The organism is Cupriavidus sp. SIMBA_020, from assembly GCF_046535395.1.
GTDB lineage: Bacteria > Pseudomonadota > Gammaproteobacteria > Burkholderiales > Burkholderiaceae > Cupriavidus > Cupriavidus campinensis.
Map to the genome: position 1 here is coordinate 1 of NZ_JAWRWU010000852.1, position 263 is coordinate 263.

A 263-nucleotide genomic window follows, 5' to 3' on the forward strand; every position below is an offset into this window, starting at 1 on the left:
CTCCAGACCTTGCTCCAGATCGCGCATGTTCAGCAGGTCGCCGCCGCTGACCCGAAACGCGTTTTTCCACGTCCCCCACATCGAAGGATCGGCCAGCCGAACCTGACGCACGAGGCCCGGCACAAGCGCGAACGACAGCGTGCCGGTCGTCAAATCCTGCTGCGGCACGAGTACGCGCGTGGTCACGTAGCCGCGATTGAGCACGGTCTGTTGCAATGCCTTGCTCAGTATGTCGATGCCTTGCTTGCCGACGCATTGCCCTG

At 62.7% G+C, this 263-nt stretch carries 1 protein-coding gene; it reads right to left on the bottom strand.

The window, feature by feature from the left end; all coding sequences use genetic code 11:
- Positions 1-263: POTRA domain-containing protein (locus SB751_RS31805; RefSeq protein WP_410749247.1), on the bottom strand; the 263-nt coding region annotated here is incomplete at both ends.